This window comes from Maricaulis virginensis (assembly GCF_027922185.1).
GTDB classification, from domain to species: Bacteria; Pseudomonadota; Alphaproteobacteria; order Caulobacterales; family Maricaulaceae; genus Maricaulis; species Maricaulis virginensis.
Genome location: NZ_BSFE01000001.1, coordinates 590,918 through 607,177, shown reverse-complemented (window position 1 = coordinate 607,177; position 16,260 = coordinate 590,918). Strand labels below are relative to the sequence as shown.

The 16,260-nt window shown below is 65.2% G+C and carries 16 protein-coding genes; 1 reads left to right on the top strand and 15 read right to left on the bottom strand.

Annotation, left to right across the window (positions count from 1 at the left end):
* Positions 1–5: 5 nt before the first annotated feature.
* The 8 genes from PKE71_RS02960 to PKE71_RS02925 form a co-directional block, all read right to left on the bottom strand.
* The gene (locus PKE71_RS02960) at positions 6–467 is read right to left on the bottom strand and encodes a MaoC family dehydratase (protein WP_271185463.1); all 462 of its coding nucleotides are present in this window, start codon (positions 465–467) and stop codon (positions 6–8) included.
* A complete protein-coding gene (locus tag PKE71_RS02955; protein WP_271185462.1) occupies positions 467–2,179 on the bottom strand; it encodes a class I adenylate-forming enzyme family protein in 1,713 nt (570 codons plus the stop codon). Before PKE71_RS02955 ends, PKE71_RS02960 begins: the two co-directional genes overlap by 1 nt.
* Before the next feature lie 2 nt (positions 2,180–2,181).
* Entirely contained in the window at positions 2,182–3,420 is a 1,239-nt protein-coding gene (locus PKE71_RS02950; RefSeq protein WP_373878786.1) for an acyl-CoA dehydrogenase family protein, read from the bottom strand.
* 48 nt (positions 3,421–3,468) lie between these two features.
* Positions 3,469–4,263, bottom strand: coding sequence for an SDR family oxidoreductase (locus PKE71_RS02945; protein ID WP_271185460.1), 795 nt, complete (start codon positions 4,261–4,263; stop codon positions 3,469–3,471).
* A 23-nt stretch (positions 4,264–4,286) separates the two neighbouring features.
* Positions 4,287–5,426 (bottom strand): acyl-CoA dehydrogenase family protein, encoded by a 1,140-nt coding sequence (locus tag PKE71_RS02940; RefSeq protein WP_271185459.1) that lies wholly within the window; start codon positions 5,424–5,426, stop codon positions 4,287–4,289.
* Positions 5,427–5,452: 26 nt separating this feature from the next.
* Positions 5,453–6,619 carry an acyl-CoA dehydrogenase family protein gene (locus tag PKE71_RS02935; protein ID WP_271185458.1) on the bottom strand — a complete coding sequence of 389 codons (1,167 nt, stop codon included), beginning with the start codon at positions 6,617–6,619 and terminating at the stop codon, positions 5,453–5,455.
* A 206-nt stretch (positions 6,620–6,825) separates the two neighbouring features.
* Positions 6,826–7,734 (bottom strand): fatty acid desaturase family protein, encoded by a 909-nt coding sequence (locus PKE71_RS02930; RefSeq protein ID WP_271185457.1) that lies wholly within the window; start codon positions 7,732–7,734, stop codon positions 6,826–6,828.
* Between the two features lie 107 nt (positions 7,735–7,841).
* Entirely contained in the window at positions 7,842–9,443 is a 1,602-nt protein-coding gene (locus PKE71_RS02925; RefSeq protein ID WP_271185456.1) for a sensor histidine kinase, read from the bottom strand.
* Between the two features lie 248 nt (positions 9,444–9,691).
* On the opposite strand from PKE71_RS02925, the gene PKE71_RS02920 reads away from it, so the two are divergent.
* Positions 9,692–9,943 (top strand): hypothetical protein, encoded by a 252-nt coding sequence (locus PKE71_RS02920; RefSeq protein WP_271185455.1) that lies wholly within the window; start codon positions 9,692–9,694, stop codon positions 9,941–9,943.
* Here the strand turns inward: PKE71_RS02920 and ccmI are convergent.
* The 7 genes from ccmI to PKE71_RS02885 form a co-directional block, all read right to left on the bottom strand.
* Positions 9,940–10,779 carry a c-type cytochrome biogenesis protein CcmI gene (ccmI, locus tag PKE71_RS02915; protein WP_271185454.1) on the bottom strand — a complete coding sequence of 280 codons (840 nt, stop codon included), beginning with the start codon at positions 10,777–10,779 and terminating at the stop codon, positions 9,940–9,942. The two genes, PKE71_RS02920 and ccmI, sit on opposite strands and share 4 nt — an antisense overlap.
* Positions 10,776–11,249 (bottom strand): cytochrome c-type biogenesis protein, encoded by a 474-nt coding sequence (locus PKE71_RS02910; RefSeq protein WP_271185453.1) that lies wholly within the window; start codon positions 11,247–11,249, stop codon positions 10,776–10,778. The genes ccmI and PKE71_RS02910 overlap by 4 nt, the downstream gene beginning before the upstream one ends.
* On the bottom strand, positions 11,246–11,788 hold the full coding sequence (locus PKE71_RS02905) for a DsbE family thiol:disulfide interchange protein (protein WP_271185452.1): 543 nt from the start codon (positions 11,786–11,788) through the stop codon (positions 11,246–11,248). Before PKE71_RS02905 ends, PKE71_RS02910 begins: the two co-directional genes overlap by 4 nt.
* Complete coding sequence (locus tag PKE71_RS02900; RefSeq protein WP_271185451.1) at positions 11,785–13,773, bottom strand: heme lyase CcmF/NrfE family subunit; 1,989 nt, start codon at positions 13,771–13,773, stop codon at positions 11,785–11,787. Before PKE71_RS02900 ends, PKE71_RS02905 begins: the two co-directional genes overlap by 4 nt.
* Before the next feature lie 53 nt (positions 13,774–13,826).
* Positions 13,827–14,354: a GNAT family N-acetyltransferase gene (locus tag PKE71_RS02895; protein ID WP_271185450.1), complete on the bottom strand. Its 528-nt coding sequence runs from the start codon at positions 14,352–14,354 to the stop codon at positions 13,827–13,829.
* Entirely contained in the window at positions 14,354–14,632 is a 279-nt protein-coding gene (locus PKE71_RS02890; protein WP_271185449.1) for a type II toxin-antitoxin system TacA family antitoxin, read from the bottom strand. Before PKE71_RS02890 ends, PKE71_RS02895 begins: the two co-directional genes overlap by 1 nt.
* A gap of 79 nt (positions 14,633–14,711) precedes the next feature.
* A complete protein-coding gene (locus PKE71_RS02885; protein ID WP_271185448.1) occupies positions 14,712–16,172 on the bottom strand; it encodes a sodium/proline symporter in 1,461 nt (486 codons plus the stop codon).
* Between the last annotated feature and the right edge of the window lie 88 nt (positions 16,173–16,260).

The following is a 16,260-nucleotide window of genomic DNA, read 5'->3' as shown; positions in this document are numbered from 1 at the left end:
CCGGTTCAGCCGACGATCTGCAGGGTCAGCCAGTGCGCCATCAGGGCCGGCTTGTCCTCGCCCTCGATCTCGACGGTGACGGCGTATTTCAGCATCCATTGCCCCGGATTGCGCTCGGTCGCGTCTTCCAGGACGAAACGGCCGCGGATCTTCTTTCCGGCCCGCACGGGCTGCAGGAAGCGCACCTTGTCGAAGCCGTAATTGATGCCCATCGCGATGCCGTCGAGCACCAGCGTCGTGTTTCCAGCGAGCGCGGACAGCATCGACAGCGACAGGAAGCCGTGGGCGATCGTGCCGCCGAACGGCGTTTCCTTCGCCGCGCGCTCCGGGTCGATGTGGATGAATTGATGGTCTTCGGTCACATCGGCGAAGACATCGATGCGCGACTGGTCGATCTCGATCCAGTCGGACACACCGATTTCCTGTCCGATATGGTCCTTCAGCGTGTCGGCCTTGATTACCGGCATCAGGCAGTCTCCTCGTCGTTCAGAAGCATTTTGCGCAGCCCCGGCTTGTCGATCTTGCTCGTGCCGCCACGCGGCAGCGGCCCGTCCATGCGCCAGATACGATCGGGCAGCTTGAAGGCCGCCAGGTGCGGTTTCAGGAAGTCGATGATGTCCTGGTCGGACAGATCAGCGCCGTCACGCAGCAAGAGCGCCGCGCCGACGCGCTCGCCCAGGCGCTCGTCGGGAATGCCGATCACGGCTGCTTCCAGAATGTCCGGATGCTTGGCCAGCGCGCCCTCGACCTCGAGGCAGGAGACGTTCTCGCCGCCGCGGATCACCATGTCCTTGATGCGGTCGACGATGAACAGGAAACCGTCCTCGTCGATGATCCCGACATCGCCGGTCTTGAACCATCGGTCCTCGGTCAGAACGGCCGCCGTGGCTTCGGGCTGGTTGAGATAGCCGCGAAACACCGCCGGCGACTTGATCCACACCTCGCCCGGTTCGCCGCGCGGGGTTTCGTTGCCGGCCTCGTCGACCGTCTTGATGAAGGTGACCGCCGGCAGCGGCAGACCGCAGGAGCCCGGCTTGGCCTGGTATTCCGAATAGCCGTTATAGGTGCCCAGCGCGTTGGTCTCGGTGAGGCCGTAGCCGGACGATGCCCAGGCCTTCGGGAAGACCTGGTTGATCTTCTCGACATGCGCCTCGGGACGTTTGGCACCGCCTGTACCCATGCCCTGCAACGTATCCAGTGTGACGCCGCGGCGCTCGGCTTCCAGCGTCAGCTCGTGCGACATGGTCGGCACACCCACCATATCGGTCAGCTTCTCGCGCTGGATCAGTTCGACCGCTTCACCCGCGTCCCATTTGCGCATCAGCACCATCTTGCGGCCGGAGAAAAGCGACAGCAGGAAAACGGCATGCGAACCGGTGCAGTGGAAAAGCGGCAGGCACACCAGCACACCCGGATCGCCTTCGGTGAAGTCCTCGTCATTATTGGCGAGGCGCAGGGATGCACCGAGCAGCGCAAAGGACAGGATCGTCGTCACGGCACCGCGATGGGTGAGCACGGCGCCCTTGGGCGAGCCCGTTGATCCCGAGGTATAGAAGATGGCGAAGTCGCTGTCCGGATCGATGGCGATGGCCGGCGGCTCCTGCCCTGCGCAGGCCGCGACCATGGCGTCGAACGTGTCGGCGACATCGTCGAGCTCACCACGGCCGGCAATCAGTGTGAGGCCCAGGCTTGCCTGGTGCGGCCGCAGCCGCTCGATCTGCCGCGCCCCGGCAATGACGATCTTGGCCCCGCAATCGGACAGGCCGAAGCCCATCTCCTCGCTGGTCCACCAGCCATTGAGCGGCACCACGACACCACCGGCGGCGATGACGCCGAGAAAGGCCGCCATCCATTCCGGCGAATTTCGCATCGCCAGGGCGATGCGCGTGCCGGGTGTCACACCGTGACGCTGGATCAGCGCGTTGGCAAAGGCCACGGAGCGGCCGACCAGTTCACCGAACGTCCAGCGCTGATCCTCGAAGATCACGCCCTCCTTCTCGGCGTGCTCCATCGCCTTCATCAGCAGGAAGCGCAGATCGCCCGGTGCATTCACATAGGCCGGCTGGCGAACGCCGAGAATTTCGGCCTCGCCAACATTGAGGACTTCCTCGGCCTGGGTGATCTGGCGGGCAATCGCTTCCAGCTGCGCGCGGGCGGGCGCCTGCTTGCGCTGAGCCATGATCAGCCCTCCAGGGTTTCGTTGATGTAGCGCTTGAGTTCCTTGCGCGCGATGACCATGCGGTGCACCGCGTCCGGACCGTCAGCGAAGCGCAGCGTGCGCAGACCAGTGAACATCATGGCCAGCGGCGTGTCCTGGGAAATGCCCGTACCACCATGCATCTGCATGGCCTCATCCACGGTTTCCAGAGCGACACGCGGTGCGATCACCTTGATCTGGGAAATCCACGGCGCGGCCGCGCGCGGATCGCCCTGGTCCATCATCCAGGCCGCCTTGAGGCACAGGAGGCGAGCCTGTTCGATCGCCATGCGGCGTTCGGCGATGATGTCGCGATTGGCGCCCAGCTTGGCCAGCGGCTGGCCGAAGGCCGTGCGAGAGACCGAGCGGCGGCACAGGAGCTCCAGCGCCCGCTCGGCCTGACCGATGGCCCGCATGCAGTGGTGGATACGGCCCGGCCCGAGGCGGCCCTGGGAAATCTCGAACCCGCGGCCGCGGCCGAGGATCAGCGCATCCTTGGGCACACGCACATTGGTGAACTTGATATGCATATGGCCATGCGGCGCATCGTCATGGCCGAACACGGTCATCGGACGCAGGATCTCGATGCCCGGCAGGCCGGCCTCGACGAGGAATTGCGAATGGCGGCCGTGACGGGGGGCGTCGTCGCCCTCGGTCTTGGTCATCAGCACATAGACCGAACAGCGCGGATCGCCGGCACCGGAGGCCCAGTATTTTTCGCCATTGAGCACCCACTCATCGCCATCCAGCTCGGCCTTGAAGGCGATATTGGTGGCGTCCGAGGAGGCGACGTCCGGCTCGGTCATCAGATAGGCCGAGCGGATCTTGCCCTCGAGCAACGGCTCCAGCCATTTCTTCTTCTGCTCGGCATTCCCGTAGCGCTCGATGACTTCCATATTGCCGGTGTCCGGCGCGGAGCAGTTGAAGGTTTCCGCGGCCAGGTGGGACCAGCCCATTTCCTCGGCGAGGTAGGCATACTCGACCGTGCTGAGGCCGTAGCCGCGATCGGAACCGGTCAGCCAGAAATTCCACAGGCCGCGCTCGCGCGCCTTCGCCTTGAGGCTTTCCAGGATCTCGGTCTGGCGGTCGGTAAAGGCGAAACGGTCGCCCGCCTTGCCGATCTCCGCGTGATACTCCGCTTCAAGCGGCATCACCTCGTCGCGAATCATCGCGCGAACCTGTTCCACCAGCGGACGTACCCGCTCCGTCATACCCAGATCCATCATTACTCCCCTTTATCGTCCTGGCTGTTGTCGTTTCTCGTTGAATTGTCAGACCGGCCGGCCGCGCTCGGCAACCATCATCCGGCGGAATTTCCGCATCCCGCCGAGCCAGCGGTCGCGCTGGGTTGCGCGGGCAGCTTCGTAGCCGGCGACGCTGGCGTGCGGCAGGGCAAGGAAACGCTTCTCTTCGATCGCAGCAATCGCTTCGGCCGCCACGTCGGAGGGTTCCACCACACCGTCGGCGCCGGCGATACCGCCATCCGAGGAATTCTCGCCCAGCATGGCCGTGCGGACCGCCTGAGGGCAGACACAGACCACCTGCAGCCCGTCATCGCCGTGCGTGATCGCCAGGCTTTCTGCGAAAGAGACCGCTGCGTGTTTGCTGGCCGTATAGGAAGACGCCCCGATCTGGGCGAGCAGGCCGGCGGCCGAGGCGACCAGGATGAACACCCCGCCGCCGCGCGGTTTCATGCGCGGCCAGACCTGGCGCGCACCGCGCACGGCGCCCATCACATTGACCTCGAAACTGTCCAGCCAGTCCTTGTCCGACGCGCCTGCCGCATCCCAGCTGGGGGCATCGGCGCGCAGGATACCGGCATTGGAGACATAGATATCGACCGGGCCGAGCTCGGCTTCGGTGCGATCGAGAAAGGCCGCGATATCGGCTTCCTTGGTCACATCCACCGTCGCGCCGATCCCGCCGAAGGCCTGGGCCGCCTCTTCAGCGCCTTGAAGGTCGGCCAGGGCGATCTTTGCGCCGCGGGCATGAAAGGCTTGCGCCATGGCGAGGCCGATGCCGCGCGCACCACCGGTGATCGCGACAACCTTGTTCGTGTAGTCCATCTTGTCCTCCCGGTGGACCGGCCTCAATACTTCCGCATGCGGGCGAACTTGTCAGCGTGGTAATTGGCGTCGCCGTAGAGCGCCTCGGCCACGCGGACCCGCTTCATGTAGAAGCCGATGTCGAATTCATCGGTCATGCCCATGCCGCCATGCATCTGCACGCCTTCGCGCGCCGCCAGCTGGGCGACCTGGCCCAGCTTGGCCTTGGCCGCGCTGACCATCATCGCCGCATGATCCGGCGCCGCATCGAGCGTCTGCAGGGCTTTCAGCACGATCGACTTGCCCAGCTCGACCTCGGAATAGAGGTGCGCCGCGCGGTGCTGCAGAGCCTGGAAGGTGCCGATGATCTGGCCGAACTGCTTGCGCTCCTTCAGATAACCGACCGTGCTGTCGAGGCATTGCTGGGCAGAACCCGACATCTCGGCCGACAGGCCGGCACGGCCTGCGTCCAGAACCGCTTCCAGCGCACCCAGACCATTGTCGACCTCGCCCAGAACGGCGTCGGCCGTCACATCGACATTGTCGAGCACGATGTCGGCCGCATGCCGGCTGTCGACCGTATCCTTGCGTTCGACCGTCACACCGGCCGCATCCCGCGGCACGAGGAAGAGCGTGATGCCCTCGGCCTCGTTTTCGCTGCCGGCAGTCCGGGCCGACACGATCAGCATGTCGGCGACATGACCTTCGGCGACGAAGGTCTTGCGGCCGTTCAGCTTGAAGCCATTGCCGGAGCGTTCGGCAGAGACCGCCACGCGGGACGGGTTGTGCTTGCGGCCCTCGTCGGCGGCGAGTGCGGTGATCGCCTCGCCGGCCGCAATCCGCGGCAGCCATTCCGACTTCTGACCATCGGACCCGAAACGCGACAGCGCGGTCGCGCCCATGATGGCGGTCGAGATATAGGGCGACGCCGTCAGCGTGCGGCCCATTTCCTCGGCGATCACACCGGCGGCAACATGCCCCATTTCCACGCCGCCATGGGCTTCGGGCACGAGAACGCCCGTCCAGCCCATTTCCGCCATGTCGGCCCACGTCTTGCGGTCAAATCCGTCTTCCGAGCCGCTGTCGCGCAGTTTGCGCAGCTGGCTTACCGGCGCACTCGCCTTGAGATAACCCCGGGCGGCATCCTTCAGCATGCCGGCTTCTTCATTCAGCACCATGGCCATGATGTTTTACTCCTTGGGTGCCCGGCTCAAGCAGACGGCAGTTCGAGAATGCGCTTGGCGATAATGTTGAGCTGCACTTCCGACGTGCCGCCCTCGATGGAATTGCCCTTGGAGCGCAGCCACATACGGGCCACATCCTCATCGGCATCCCACTCCAGGCCGGACGAACCGGCGCTGTCCATCATCAGCTCCATGCGGCGCTTGTTCAGCTCGGTGCCGTAGTATTTCAGCATCGACGAATTGGCCCCGGTGCCCTGCCCCGCCTTGGCCTCGTCGGCCACGCGTTCCATGGTCGACATGAAGGCGAGCCCGTCGATCTCGGCCCGGACAACATCGGCCCGCAGGATCGGATCGGCCAGCATGCCATGCTCGTTCAGCCCGACCTGCTGCACCGCGACATCGCCCATCGGGCGCATCGCGCCGGAGCCCATGCCGCCGATCATCTCGCGCTCATGGGTCAGGAGGTATTTGGCGACCGTCCAGCCCTTGTTCAGCTCGCCGACCAGATTGTGCTTCTCGGCCCGCGCATCGTCGAAGAAGGTCTCGCAGAAGGGCGACTTGCCGGAGATCAGCTTGATCGGCTTGGTCGTCACGCCCGGCTGGTCCATGTCGACGAGAATGAAGGAAATGCCCTCATGCTTGGGCGCCTGGAAATCGGTCCTCACCAGCACGAAGATCCAGTCGGCCTTGTCGGCATAGGAGGTCCAGATCTTCTGGCCATTGACCAGATAATGGTCGCCCTTGTCCTCGCACTTTGTCATCAGCGCTGCGAGGTCGGAGCCCGCATTCGGCTCGGAATAGCCCTGCGCCCAGCGGATCTCGCCGCGGGCGATCTTCGGCAGGTGTTCCAGCTTCTGCTCGTGCGTGCCGTATTTCAGAAGCGCCGGCCCGAGCATCCAGATCCCGAAGGACTGGACCGGTGCCCGGGCGCCGATCTTGCGCATTTCCTCGCGCAGCACCTTGGCATGTGCCTTGTCGAGACCGCCCCCGCCATATTCCACAGGCCATTCCGGCACCGTCCAGCCTTTTCCGGCCATCCGGTCGAGCCACAGTTTTTGCGGTTCGGTGAAGTTGAACGTCTTGCCGCCCCAGACGACATCTTCCTCGTCCTGGATGGGCTGGCGCATTTCCTCGGGACAATTGGCTTCGAGCCAATCCCTCACATCGGCACGGAAGGCGTCTAGATCGGCCATACTCTCCCCTTTATCGATCGTTTTCGAGCATTCGGTATGATGCACTTGCGAAGACGTTAGCGCCGTTGCAGCAAGGCGTCCATGGGTGTGTGCGGCGATTTCAGGGGAAAATTGGTCGCAGGCCAGCTCCGGTGCGCGTGCGAAACCGGATGTGAAAAAGCCCCGGCCGTGCGGCCGGGGCTTCCGTTCAGCGATAAGGTACCGCCTCAGGCAAACTGCGGTGCAATCTGCAGATTCTTGGCAAGACCGAGCCGGTGCATGATCAGCAGCATGGTGCCGTTATAGTCGACAATCCGGTTCCAGATGCCCTTGCGCGGCAGGTGCAGCGCGGATTGCGGGAATTCATGGTGATGATCGTGCAGCGCCTCGCCGCCGGTCAGCAGCGCCAGCAGATAGTCGACCCATTTCGGCGTCTTCATGTGGCCATAGACGTTCACGCCCAGCGTCGTGGCGTGGAACTGGATTGCGCGGCCGATCACGGCGCTGGCGTGCAGCAGGGCGGTAAGAATCAGCGAACCGCCGCTCAGCGCCACGACGAGATAGATGACCGCCGGAATGATCAGGTGCATCACCAGCGACAGGGTGATGTGGAAACGGTCGGCAAAGCGCACGACGGCGTTTTCCTTGAGCCACAGCGGCATCGGGCGGGCGAGATCCTTCTCGTCGCGCCACAGGATCCAGCCGACCCAGGCCCAGGCCTTGCTTTCGAGCGGATTGTGCGGATCGCCCGGCTTGTCGGCAAAACGGTGATGCTGGGAGTGATAGTTCACCCAGTCCTTCAGGGAGCCCTGCATCGCCAGGATGCAGTTGAACATGATGATCACCTGGGCCGGCCATTTGATCTCGCCGGCGCGGTGCTGCCAGATCCGGTGCAGCGGGCCGATGCCCTGGTTGCACACGAAGATCGACAGCCCGATGACGGCGATGCAGAGCGGCGCATACCACCAGTGCAGGGTCAGCCCGTTCAGCGCCAGGCCGAGCGCGACCATGGTGATCATCATCGCCACGCCGAGCGCGGGATAGATGAAGGCGGAAAAGGCGCTGGCCCAGTTCAGGGTACGCCAGGATTTCAGGATGGCCTCGGAACGCGAAAGGATCCGCTGGTCAAGATTCATGGGGTCTACTCATCGATAAGTGGGGCCCCCGAAGGGACTCGTCGCGAGGAATGTCTGCATTGCAGCGCGCCGGGTCAATCTCGGAATGGCCGCAGTGCGGTTTTCAATTATTGCTCCGTGGCCGGCAGAAGGACGTGAAAGGCGGCGCCCTCACCCGGCCGCCCCTCGGCCCAGATGCGTCCGCCATGACGCTCGGCGATACGCTGGCAAAGGGCCAGACCGACCCCGGTGCCGGGATAATCGCCACGCGAATGCAACCGGGTGAACACCTCGAAAATACGCGCCGCGTGCTCGGGCGGGAACCCGATTCCATTGTCGCGAACACTCAGGACGGCATTCCCCGCTTCGTCATTCACCAGCGACAATTCGATCCGCTGTGGCCGTTTCGGGTCGCGGTACTTCACCGCATTGCCGATGAGATTCGACAAGAGCTGGCGCGTCAGCACCGGATCGGCGACGACACGGCCCGGCAAGTCCCAACAGAGACTGCCGCCGGTTTCCGACAGTGCCAGTTCGAAGTCGCTGGCCACATCCAGCACCAGCGCATCCATGTCCAGCGGCTGCACCGTCATCGCTACATGGGCCGACCGCGAATAGCTCAGCAGATCCTGGATCAGTTTCTGCATCCGCCCCGCCCCGTCGATCATCGTGTCGAGCAGTTTGCGACCGCGGGCATCGAGCCGGCCGGAATAGTCGCGATGCAGAAGATCGCCGAAAGCGCGGACCTTGCGCAGGGGTTCCTGGAGGTCGTGCGAGGCGACATAGGCAAAGCGCTCCAGCTCGGCATTGGAGGCCTTCAGCGCCTCGGCATGCGCGGCCGCCATCTCCTCGGCGGCGCGGCGATCCGTGATGTCATGGGCCGAGCCCGCCAACCGGACCGGCCGCCCGTCCCGCCCCCGCAGCGAATCGCCATGCGCATGCACCCAGACGCTGCGACCGTCCGGCCGATTCATGCGGTGTTCGACATCAAACGGCACGGGCTCCGAGAAATGCCGCATGATCGCGGCCTGCACGGCTGCCTCGTCGTCCGGGTGAACATAGGAGAGGAAATTGTCCAGGGAGATGCTTGTCATGGCGACGTCCAGCCCCATGATCTCGAGAAAACGCGGCGACAGGGTTATCTCGCCACGCCGCACATCGAGATACCAGAAACCGGCGTTCGAGCCCCGCATGGCCAGATCATACCGCTCGTCGGCTCGCCGCAACGCGACATGCTGGCCGATCAGGGCCACGGCCGTCTCGAACACGCCCAGCTCGACGGCACTGCAACCGCCGGCGCGCGTTTCGGGAGAGACCAGGCAGACCGTTCCGTGCACCCGGCCGCCCGCCAGCAGGCGCGCGCCGATATAGGTTGCGAGCCCGTCGACCGGCAGGCGCGCCAGCACCGCTTCATCATCCGGCCGCGTCAGCACGACGGGCCGGTCGCTTTGCATGGATTGTTCGCACGGAGCGCCGGCAATCGGCACGACAGCGCCCGGAGCGATCTCGCCAGTCTCGCCCGCGACCGTCTCGACCGTCGCAATCCCGTTGAAAATTTCACTGACAAAACCGGCCTGGACACCGAAATAGTCGACAGTGCGCGCCAGGAGGCGGCGCACCGCCAGATCGTGATCCCGGCCAGCATCCGCACTGTCTTTTACCAGTGCCAGAACCAGCGCCTGCGCACGCGCAAGCGCATCGGCCGGCACGCCCGCCTTGAACTCAGCCATAACACTATCCCGGCAGATCCTGGACCCGCCGTACATCCTTGCCCATCAACACGATAGCAAACACAGGAGCGGTGTTGAGTGATGCTTTATTAGACCGCGTGTGGCCAACAGTCGCGTCCGCATACCGGATGCCGGATCACTCCAGAAATAACGCGTCTTCGTCCGATTTATCGTTTCTCGGGATAGACCCGGCATCATTCTTACGTTTTCGTAAGGATACTCTTTGTTCGATTCCTGTGGGGGACGATATGAAAGGCGGATTGCTGCTTCTTGCCGGAACTGTCGGGGCCGCTGCGATGGCAATGAGCTTTCCGCAATCCGTGCGCGACGACGTCGCGGCGCGTACAGCAGTGCCGGATCACATCTACCTCGAAGCCGAGCGGCAACTCGCCTTGTTCGTCAAATGGGCTCGCAGCGAGGATGACCGCCCGGCCCAGAGCGATCACCCCGATCAGGATGTCTGGCTGAACCAGGACACCACGGGACGGGACGTCAGCTAGTTGGCGTCAGTCGCCGCCGCGTCCTGCGCTTCCGCTTCCCGGATGCGCGTTTCCAGCATTGACCGGTAGCCTGCGTCTTCCGGCGCCTCGTCCAGCATTGTCTGCCATGCCTGGATGGCTTCGTCCCGCGCGCCATCCTGATAAAGCGCCTCGGCCAGGAAAAAGCGGGCACGGACATCCTGCGGATCGATGTCGAGCGCCCGCGAAAACGCCTCGCGTGCCCGCGGCGACATCTCGCCGCCTTCGGCAAACAGATAGGCCTGGCCCAGGGATGCGAACAGATAGGCACTGTCGGGAGCCCCGTTGATCGCGTTCTCGAACGCAATCGCGGCCTCGTCGAACCGTCCGAGCGTGAGATAGGCCTGGCCCAGCACCGCCCAGCCGCGCGGATCGTCCGGATTGGCCATCAGATCGGCGGCGAGTGCATCCACCTCATCCAGCACGGCCTGCATCTCGTCCGGTACCTCCGCCATGGGCGCGGGCGCAGCGCGACCAGCGAGCTGTGGCGACCCGATCTGCATGTAGATCAGCACGGCCCCCATGACAGTGACCATGCTGGCCATGATGATTGCCAGGCGCAGCCGCGGACTGGGCTGCGCCTTCACCTCGCCTGAACGCTCCAGCGCGGCCTGTTCACGGCGGCGGATGTCGAGCTCCGCAGCGCGGGCTTCGCCGGGCTCGACCAGGCCGAGATCCACATCGCGGCGCAATTCCTCGCGCTGGCCGGAAAACACGCTCAGCCCGGACGCGGCATCCGCGGTCTCGCGCCGCATGACCGGCAGGATCAGGCCCAGCGCCACCAGCGTGGCGATCACGGCAATGAGCAACCAGATCATGACAGGCCCTCCTCGTCCGAGAGGGCGCGGGCGCGGGCATCATCGCCCTCGCCCGTATCGTCACCGGCCATGAACGTCCGGCGCTGTCCGCGCACGAAGACGAGGATGGCAATCCCGCCCCCGGCAAGCACCACGAGCGGGAACAGCCAGAGCGCGATGGTATTGCCCTGAACCGGCGGCAGCATCAGCACATAATCGCCATAGCGATCCTGCAGATAGGCCTTCACCTCGGCGTCGCTGTCACCCGCCAGCAGACGCTCGCGCACCACGGCGCGCAGATCGGCAGCCAGCGGCGCGTTGGAATCGTCGATGCTCTGGCTCTGGCAGACCACGCAACGCAGCTGGTCGTAGAGCGCGCGCGCACGGGCTTCCAGCCGGGCGTCTTCCATACGCTCTTCCGGCCCCGGAGAAGCGAGGGCAGCGCCGGCCAGCATCAGTCCGGCAAGCATGGCGGCAAGCATCTGCCTCATGGCATCTCCTCCGCCTGCAGATGCTCGACGAGCGGCAGCAGCGTGCCCTCCCAGACGTCTTCCGTGATCACCCCGACATGGCGGTAGCGCACGCGCCCGGCCCGGTCGATGATGAAGGTTTCCGGCGCGCCCGTGATCCCCAGATCGATCGCCACGCGGCCCTCGGCGTCATTGCCGATGCGGACATAGGGATTGCCGTTGCGCTCGAGCCAGCGCGTGCCGGCGCCCGGCGGGTCCTTCCAGTCGATGCCATAGACCGGCACCACGCCCGAGCGGCTGATCTGCATCAGCATCGGGTGCTCGATCGCACAGGGCGGGCACCAGGAGCCGAATACGTTCAGCAGGCTCACCTCGCCGGCCAGATCCGCACTCGCCAGCCCGGTCTCGTGCCCCTGGATCGGCGGCAGGTCGAAGGCCGGCAGTTCGCGATCGATCAGCTGGGACGGGATCTCGCCCGGATTTTCGCGCAGCCCGAGGGCGAAGTATGCCGCCATCACGGCGAACAGGGCGAGCGGCAGGAAAAGGAAAAGCCGGTTCATGCCGAAGCCTCCCGCACAGTCCCGGCCGAGTCGACCGCCTTGCGCGCTGTCAGGGCGCGCCGGCCGCGGTCGGCAATCGACAGCACACCGCCCAGGGTCAGGATCGCCGAGCCGATCCACAGCCACATCGCGAAGGGATAGATATAGACATGCACCGGCCAGCCGCGCTCACGCGAGGGCTCGCCGAAGGAAATATAGAGATCGCCGGTGCCGCGCGTGCGGATCGCGCTCTCGGTCGTCGACATCTGGCGCACCGGATAGAAGCGGCGCTCGGCCACCAGCTCGCCCAGATCGCGCTGCCCGCGGGAGATGGCAAAACGCCCCTCCTCGGCCACATAATTCGCACCGTCAAAGCGGCGGACATCGTCGAGCTCGACCGTATAGCCGGCGATCTGCAGGCTCTGGCCCGGCATCAGGAAGGCGCTCGTCTCCTGCTTCCAGGCGCTGACGCCGGTGATAGCGAAGACGGTGATGGCGAGACCGAAATGCGCCACCGCCATGCCCCAGATGCCCAGCGGCAGGTTGATCGCCCGGGACAGCGAGGCTTTCAGCGGAATGTCACCGAGTTTGAGCCGCTGGGCGATATCGGTCAGCACACCGATCCCCACCCACACGGCCAGCGCCGTGCCCAGCGCACCGGCGATCTGCGTGCGGTCGGCGATCCACAGTGCCAGCACGCCCGCCGCCAGGGCTGCCACCAGGGCCGGCATCAGCTTGCGCAGCACCGGCTTCAGCTTGCCGCGCTTCCAGGCCAGCATGCCCGACACCGGAACCAGGATAAACAGCACGCCCATCATCGGGTTGAAGGTGGCGTTGAAGAAGGGCGCGCCGACGGTGATCGTCTCGTCCGACACGGTCGTGATGAAGAGCGGATAGAAGGTGCCGAAGAAGACCAGCGCGCAGGCCGCACCGATGAAGAGGTTATTGATCAGCAGCGTGCTTTCGCGGCTGACTTCGGAGAACACGCCGGTCGGCTTGAGGTGCGAGGCCCGCAGCCCGTAGAGCGCCAGCGAACCGCCGATCACCGCGATCAGTATGCCCAGGATGAAGACGCCGCGCTCCGGATCGACCGCGAAGGCATGGACCGAGGTCAGCACGCCGGAGCGCACCAGGAAGGTCCCCGCCAGCGACAGGGAAAACGTCATCAGCGCCAGCAGGATCGTCCAGGCTTTCAGCGTGTCGCGCTTTTCCATCACACGCAGCGAGTGGATGAAGGCCGTGCCGGCCAGCCAGGGCATCAGGGAGGCGTTCTCGACCGGGTCCCAGGCCCACCAGCCGCCCCAGCCCAGCTCGTAATAGGCCCAGGCCGCACCCAGAGCGATACCCACCGTCAGGAAACTCCAGGCCGCCAGCGCCCAGGGCCGCACGATCCGCGCCCAGCGCGCATCGACACGCCCTTCGATCAGCGCTGCCACGGCGAAGGAGAAGGTGATGGAGAAGCCGACATAGCCCGCATAGAGCATGGGCGGGTGCGAGGCGAGACCGGGGTCCTGCAGCAGCGGATTGAGGTCCTGCCCGTTCAACGGCGACGGCCAGAGCCGCGCGAACGGGTTGGAGGTGAACAGCAAAAAGGCCGTGAACGCCGCCGTCACCAGCGACTGGACGGCGAAGGTCAGCGAGACCAGCCGCGCCTCGACCGGTTTTGCGGACAGCGCCAGAGCCGCCGTGTAGGCCGTCAGGATCAGGCCCCAGAGCAGCATAGAGCCCTCGTGATTCCCCCACACGCCGGTCAGCTTGTAGAGGAAGGGTTTGTCGGTGTGCGAGTTCTCGGCGACCACCAGGGCGGAAAAGTCCGACACGGCAAACAGCACGGTCAGACAGGCAAAAGCCGTCAGCATCAGCACGAATTGCGCGATCGATCCGGCGCGCGCGAAACCGTGAATGGCCGGGTCTGCGGTGCGCAGCCCGATGAAGGTCAGGACGGATTGGGCCAGCGCCACCGCAAAGGCCAGGATCAGGGCGAACTGCCCGAGTTCAGCAATCATGCCGGGGAGGTGTTACAGACCGCGCCAAAGGTCAAGGTTCACGGTGTCGCAGGTCAGAGCCGGCCCGCCGCACTGAGCGCCGCGTGCAGCGTCGCGAATGGCAGCAGGAGCGATCGGGGACAATCCGGCCGCGCAACCGCACCATAGGCCGCGTACCAATGTGCGACGCGCTCGGATTTGGCATCTATTAGGAGAGCGACGCCGCCGGTCTGGCTTGCGGCCCGCAGGCAGCGGCGGCCGGCTGCCAGCAATAGCTGTCCCCCCAGTCCCTGCCCCTGGACCGACCGGTCAACCGCCAGACGAGCAAGGCGGAAAGCCGGCACGTCGTGTCGTGCCAGCCCCCGCTTCACGCTATCAGGAACGGCCTCGAAGGCCAGCGATGCCGGGCTGACGCTGTAAAAGCCCAGAACGGCCCCCGACGCCTCGTCAGAAATGGCCAGAAACGTCTTGGAGGCTCCACGCTCGTGCGCTTGCCGCGCATACCGCGCCAGGAAGGTGTCCAGCTCTGGTTCGCCGCACTGGAAGCCTGCGCGCGCATGACGCTTCGCGATCGCCTCCTCACGCCATGACGGCAGAGCCATCACGACTTGTCGGGCATGGCGAAAGCGGCGGCCATCAAGCGTTCATTCGGCTCCGGCGGGTTTTCGAGAAGGTCAAGAACCGCCTGACTGTCGCGCGCTGACAGGCGTTCAGTCTCGGCCGCCTCGATCGCGGCCCTCGCCTCGCGCATGGCGGTCGTCAGCACGAAAGCGGTCAGATCCGTGTTCTGAAGCGCGGCGGCACGCATCAGCAAGGCCTTGTCCTCCCTGTCGACACGGAAAGACATCCGGCTGTTCTCGGCGACATTCAAACGGGGCATGCCTCATCTCCAATGTACGCCTTGAATTACCACATCACACCGGATCTGTCGATTGTGCACTTTCAAAACACACAGAACCCTAGCGCCGCGATCCCCACCACAACACCGCCAGCGCCGGCAGCCAGGGCAGGATGCGCTCCGCCGGGTCGCCGGGGGCCCTCGCCCAATCGCCCAGCACTGCCATGACACCTGACAGGCTGTCTGCGCCGATGGCACCCAGCGCGTTGAAAAATACCGTCAGGCCGAAGCCGAGGCACATCGCCGTTCCGATGGCCCAGGCTTTCGGCTCCAGGCCCAGAACCCGCACCACGATGATCGGACCGAAGGCGGCGCCCAGGGCCGACCAGGCGAAGAGCACACGGGCAAAGATCGTCGCGGGCAGGCTCAGCGTCATCCATACGGCCACCGCCGCGATCACGGCCATGACGATGCGCGAGACCAGCACTTCCTTGCCGGCAAAGCGCCGCGAGAGGCGCATGTCGTGCGAGACGGCTGCGGAGGCCGAGAGCAGGATCGAGTCGACCGTCGACATCACCGCCGACAGGACGGCTGCTATGACCAGGCCGGCCAGGACCGGCGGCAGGAGCTGGTCTGCCAGCGTGTAGAAGAGCGCCTCACCATCGGCTGCCCCGCCGACAATGGCCCGTCCGGCCAGTCCCAGTATCGTCATGCCGGTGAACACGGCGATCGCCCAGACGATGGCAATGGTGAAGCCGCGCATGCGCGCGCCCTCGTCCTTCACGGCCATCAGGCGCGAGATCAGTTGCGGCTGGCCCATCGCATTGACGCCCACGCCCCACACGCCAAGGACAAATCCGATCAACACGAAACCGGCCTGGCCGCCGGTGATGTCGAGATAGCCTTCCGGTGCTGTTGCCGAGAGCGCATCGGCAATGCCGCCGAAACCGCCCGCGGCGATCAGCGCCGTCACGGGCAGCGCCACGGCGACCGCGGCCATCAGCGCACCCTGCAGCATGTCGGTGACACTGACCGCCCAGAAACCGCCGAGCAGCGAGTAGAGCAGGACGATGGCCGCGCCGATCAGGACGGATTCGGTGATACCCAGGCCGAACTGGGTCTCGAACGCCGCCGCTGCAGCGCCGAACTGGGCCGCGATGTAGAAGATGAAGCAGAACAGGATGAAGACCGATGCCAGTATACCGATCAGCGCGCGCGAACGATCCGCCAGCCCGGCGGTCAGGAAATCCGTCGGCGTGACATGGCCGCGCTCGGCGGTTTCCGCCCGCAGGCGGCGGCCGAAGAACAGCCAGACGGCGACATAACCGCCCCAGATGCCCGGCACCATCCACAGCGCGGAGAGCCCGTTGGCATAGACGAAGCCGGAAAAGCCCAGCAGCACCCAGGCCGAGGATGTCGAGGCGGCATAGGACAGGCCCGCCACCCAGGCGCCCAGCCCCTGGCTCGCCAGGAAGAAATCCCCCTCGGTGCGATTGCGCCGCGAGGCCCAGACCCCGACGCCGACAAGGACCAGCTTGTAGGCGACCAGCGTCGCCAGAACGATGAGATTATCCCCGTTCATCCTGCCCTCCCCGGCAAGATGTGCGGCGCTCGCGCAAAACGCAGCCCGCACATTTCAACTCCCCCGTGAGCCGGTTTAAGCTGGTTTG

Bases quoted from the DNA above. Each gene is read 5' to 3' on its own strand.
- PKE71_RS02905 (WP_271185452.1), bottom strand. From the start codon at position 11,788: ATGAACCGGCTTTTCCTTTTCCTGCCGCTCGCCCTGTTCGCCGTGATG.
- ccmI (WP_271185454.1), bottom strand. From the start codon at position 10,779: ATGATCTGGTTGCTCATTGCCGTGATCGCCACGCTGGTGGCGCTGGGC.
- PKE71_RS02940 (WP_271185459.1), bottom strand. From the start codon at position 5,426: ATGGCCATGGTGCTGAATGAAGAAGCCGGCATGCTGAAGGATGCCGCC.
- PKE71_RS02945 (WP_271185460.1), bottom strand. From the start codon at position 4,263: ATGGACTACACGAACAAGGTTGTCGCGATCACCGGTGGTGCGCGCGGC.
- PKE71_RS02910 (WP_271185453.1), bottom strand. From the start codon at position 11,249: ATGAGGCAGATGCTTGCCGCCATGCTTGCCGGACTGATGCTGGCCGGC.
- PKE71_RS02885 (WP_271185448.1), bottom strand. From the start codon at position 16,172: ATGAACGGGGATAATCTCATCGTTCTGGCGACGCTGGTCGCCTACAAG.
- PKE71_RS02960 (WP_271185463.1), bottom strand. From the start codon at position 467: ATGCCGGTAATCAAGGCCGACACGCTGAAGGACCATATCGGACAGGAA.
- PKE71_RS02900 (WP_271185451.1), bottom strand. From the start codon at position 13,773: ATGATTGCTGAACTCGGGCAGTTCGCCCTGATCCTGGCCTTTGCGGTG.
- PKE71_RS02935 (WP_271185458.1), bottom strand. From the start codon at position 6,619: ATGGCCGATCTAGACGCCTTCCGTGCCGATGTGAGGGATTGGCTCGAA.
- PKE71_RS02925 (WP_271185456.1), bottom strand. From the start codon at position 9,443: ATGGCTGAGTTCAAGGCGGGCGTGCCGGCCGATGCGCTTGCGCGTGCG.
- PKE71_RS02950 (WP_373878786.1), bottom strand. From the start codon at position 3,420: ATGGATCTGGGTATGACGGAGCGGGTACGTCCGCTGGTGGAACAGGTT.
- PKE71_RS02920 (WP_271185455.1), top strand. From the start codon at position 9,692: ATGAAAGGCGGATTGCTGCTTCTTGCCGGAACTGTCGGGGCCGCTGCG.
- PKE71_RS02890 (WP_271185449.1), bottom strand. From the start codon at position 14,632: ATGCCCCGTTTGAATGTCGCCGAGAACAGCCGGATGTCTTTCCGTGTC.
- PKE71_RS02895 (WP_271185450.1), bottom strand. From the start codon at position 14,354: ATGGCTCTGCCGTCATGGCGTGAGGAGGCGATCGCGAAGCGTCATGCG.
- PKE71_RS02955 (WP_271185462.1), bottom strand. From the start codon at position 2,179: ATGGCTCAGCGCAAGCAGGCGCCCGCCCGCGCGCAGCTGGAAGCGATT.
- PKE71_RS02930 (WP_271185457.1), bottom strand. From the start codon at position 7,734: ATGAATCTTGACCAGCGGATCCTTTCGCGTTCCGAGGCCATCCTGAAA.